Genomic DNA, 2852 nt, shown 5'->3' on the forward strand with positions numbered 1-2852 from the left:
AAAATCAAACGCTTCATGCGCGAGCTGGAGAACGCATAAGGGGGTGCGGCCATGTCCGCGCCAAACCTGAAGGAAATCGAGTGGGCAATCCAAGAGCTGGAGCAGGAGGAGAGCAGCGAAAAGCGGTATACCTTGCTGGCCGCGCTTTACACCTGCCGCAATGAGATGCTGGGGCTTTCCGCCGCCCAGCCGCAGACTGCGGCTTACGCTGAGGCTGCCGCAGGAGCAGAGGACGCCTTGGGCCAGTACGGCGACAGTGACTTCCTCCGCACCGTGGCGGGGAGGCCGCCCTCTAAAGCGTGGATGGTCATGGATGAGCTCATGGATACCCTCCGCGTGGTGAATCCAAGAGCCTATGACGGCGTTATGAGAAAGCTGCGTAAGATTTGAAAAGAGGGGGCGTACGCCCCCTCTTTTCATTTCCAAATATATTTTCCTGTGTCGAGTGAGAAAACAGCGTTTACACACGGCTGGCAGATATCAGCAACCAACTGATCGTTAGGGTTTCTCCTGCGAAGCGAAATATGGCCTGGCCAGCCGAGACAGGACATATATTTTTCCTGAGAACAAAGAACTGTATGGCTGGATAAAAGAGAAGGAGGAAAAGTAACGGTTACAGGTTGTTACTAGCAAATCAGTAATCGTTCAAAAATAAAAGTCCCTAGAACCTTTGCGGCTCTAGGGACTTTTTGGAGCTAGTGGGGTGACTTGAACACCTGACCTGCTGATTACGAATCAGCTGCTCTACCGACTGAGCTACACTAGCATAACCGGCGGGGAGAGGGTGCTAAAATATGATACACCGGTATGCGGGTTTTGTCAAGCAGATTATGGGCAGCCATTATTATTAGGTTACACAAGGCCACACGGCCATGTGTGGCCTAATTTTTTTATCGTTTGGGGGTGAGGACGTGGCCGATTATGCTTTTAGGCCCCTGGAGGACCGCCAGAAAATCGAAAAACTGTGGGAGGACGGGCGGACGCCGAAAGAAATTTCCGAAACCACGGGCGTGTCCGTTCATGTGGTCTACAAGGAACTGACCAGGGGCCAGGACGGGACCCGCCTGCCGGATCGGCGCCTGCGGTACAGCGCGGACGTGGCCCAGCGCCGGGTGCAGGCGTCGCTGGAGCGGCGGGGCAAGCGGGCCGGACAGCCCACCGACAACAGCCAGACGGCGGAGGCCGCCGGCAGATAGGAGGACGCCATGGCGAAGCAAAAGGAAATCAAGTTCCAGGACCGGCATGGCGACCTGCGGGGCCGCCAGAATGGCATGGAGTTCTGGATCCGAAAAGGCGAACCGCAAACCAAGAGCGGAGAAAAGCGGTATTTCGTGGCAATCTACCCCGTGAGCAACAACTCCCGGCAGATAAGCACCCTGTCCCGCCAGGACTTTGACCTGGCCGGTGCCAAGGAGTTCTGCCAGAAGATCGCCGCCGGGGAGATCAAGGTGGAGGACGTGCTGGCGGAGTTTGCGGCGGAGGACGACGCAAAGGAGCGGGCCGCCATCCGGGACGTGACCGAGCGGGCCAAGAAGTTCCACGCCCGCCTGGACGCCATGGGGCTGAAATACCGGGACCTGGCCGGAGATCACGCCGGACTATTCGGCGGGCGGCGTGACTGCGGAGGAGGCGGCAGCGGCGGAGAGGCTGGTGGAGATATGGGGCGATATGTCCGTAACCGTGGAGGTGGAGGCGGAGGGCCTGCGGGCGTTCTTCTACTCTGTGGAGTTAGCCCTGGCCGTACACCTGGCGCGGATATTCAAGCCGGAACTGGCCAACCGCTACCGTCGCACAAAGAAAAAGCGGATCCGCAAGAAATACGAAAAGTGGATCACGGCCTGGTTTGGGGAGGTGTGGGGGTAAATGTTCAGACTGAAAGCCAACAAAACCAGCCTTTACAAGCTGGTGGGCAAATATGAGGGCCTGCCGCCCATGCGCCGGGTGACAATCACCAAGGCATACCGGGCGCCGGACTGGTGGCTGAAATGGACGGACGCGGACGGCCTGCTGTGCGTGGCGTTTTTCTCCACCTGCACGGGAAAGGCCATGCTGTCCATCGACAAGAAAGAGTTTTGCGGGCCGCAGGTTTCCCGCGTGGTCCATGACCTGGACACCAAGGACCTGCTGGAGCGGGGCATGGTGGAGAAGTTCACCACGGCGGCGGAGAGGAGGGCGGCCTGTGGCGCGGTGTAAATTTTGTGGCCAGGAAATCGACTGGATCACCAGCCTGGAGGGCAAGCAGGTCCCCGTGGACCCGGATCCCGTTTTCGTGATCGAGGACGGCGGCCCGGAGGCGTTCCTGGACGATATGGGCGCTACCATCACCGGGCGGCAGGCCAAGCCGGAGGAGGAGAGCCGGGACCTACCTGTGGCCTTTGTACTCCACCGGCGGACCTGTCCGTGGGCGGACAAGCCCACACAGCGGCGGGTGGAAAGGGGTGGCAGCTATGGCGGACTTGCTCCAGCTACCTGATCGGCGGTACAGCGTGATCTATGCGGATCCGCCGTGGGCATATCGCCAGTGTGGAGCCACGGAAAAGAGCCGGGGCAACGCGGCGAAATATTACCAGACCATGACCACCGCCGAGATCTGCGCCATGCCGGTCCCATCCATCTGTGCGGAGGGTGCGGCCTGCTTTATGTGGGCCACGTTCCCCAACATCGGGGAGGCCATAAAGGTCATGGAGGCGTGGGGCTTTACATACAAAACCGCCACCCCGGCAGGTGACGGTTTCTTTTTGAAGCTTGATTAACCACCTGGGCTAACCGCTTGCTGCAGCGCCCTTTCTGTCTTTATTATACGTACACGCCCCCTTTTTGTCAAGGTGACGGAACGGAGGTTTTTTATTTGC

At 59.0% G+C, this 2852-nt stretch carries 6 protein-coding genes and 1 tRNA gene; 6 read left to right on the top strand and 1 reads right to left on the bottom strand.

All coding sequences use genetic code 11. The features are described 5' to 3' along the window. Window positions 1-51 precede the first annotated feature (51 nt). Window positions 52-390, top strand: a complete 339-nt coding sequence (locus D1159_RS18580) for a hypothetical protein (protein ID WP_161847078.1) — start codon at window positions 52-54, stop codon at window positions 388-390. Window positions 391-690: 300 nt separating this feature from the next. On the opposite strand, the gene D1159_RS18585 is transcribed toward D1159_RS18580, so the two are convergent. After that, a tRNA-Thr gene (locus D1159_RS18585) sits at window positions 691-766 on the bottom strand. Window positions 767-911: 145 nt separating this feature from the next. On the opposite strand from D1159_RS18585, the gene D1159_RS18590 reads away from it, so the two are divergent. Genes D1159_RS18590 through D1159_RS18610 form a run of 5 tightly spaced genes read left to right on the top strand, consistent with a single transcriptional unit; the run spans window position 912 to window position 2753 of the window. Then, window positions 912-1196: a hypothetical protein gene (locus D1159_RS18590; protein WP_161847079.1), complete on the top strand. Its 285-nt coding sequence runs from the start codon at window positions 912-914 to the stop codon at window positions 1194-1196. 9 nt (window positions 1197-1205) lie between these two features. Beyond that, the gene (locus D1159_RS18595) at window positions 1206-1919 is read left to right on the top strand and encodes a hypothetical protein (protein WP_161847080.1); all 714 of its coding nucleotides are present in this window, start codon (window positions 1206-1208) and stop codon (window positions 1917-1919) included. Then, a complete protein-coding gene (locus D1159_RS18600) occupies window positions 1864-2193 on the top strand; it encodes a hypothetical protein (RefSeq protein ID WP_161847081.1) in 330 nt (109 codons plus the stop codon). Before D1159_RS18595 ends, D1159_RS18600 begins: the two co-directional genes overlap by 56 nt. Further along, entirely contained in the window at window positions 2180-2473 is a 294-nt protein-coding gene (locus tag D1159_RS18605; protein ID WP_161847082.1) for a hypothetical protein, read from the top strand. The genes D1159_RS18600 and D1159_RS18605 overlap by 14 nt, the downstream gene beginning before the upstream one ends. Beyond that, a complete protein-coding gene (locus D1159_RS18610; protein ID WP_161847083.1) occupies window positions 2448-2753 on the top strand; it encodes an MT-A70 family methyltransferase in 306 nt (101 codons plus the stop codon). Before D1159_RS18605 ends, D1159_RS18610 begins: the two co-directional genes overlap by 26 nt. Window positions 2754-2852: the final 99 nt, after the last annotated feature.

The organism is Pseudoflavonifractor sp. 524-17, from assembly GCF_009935845.1.
In the GTDB taxonomy this organism is placed as follows: Bacteria; Bacillota; Clostridia; order Oscillospirales; family Oscillospiraceae; genus Pseudoflavonifractor_A.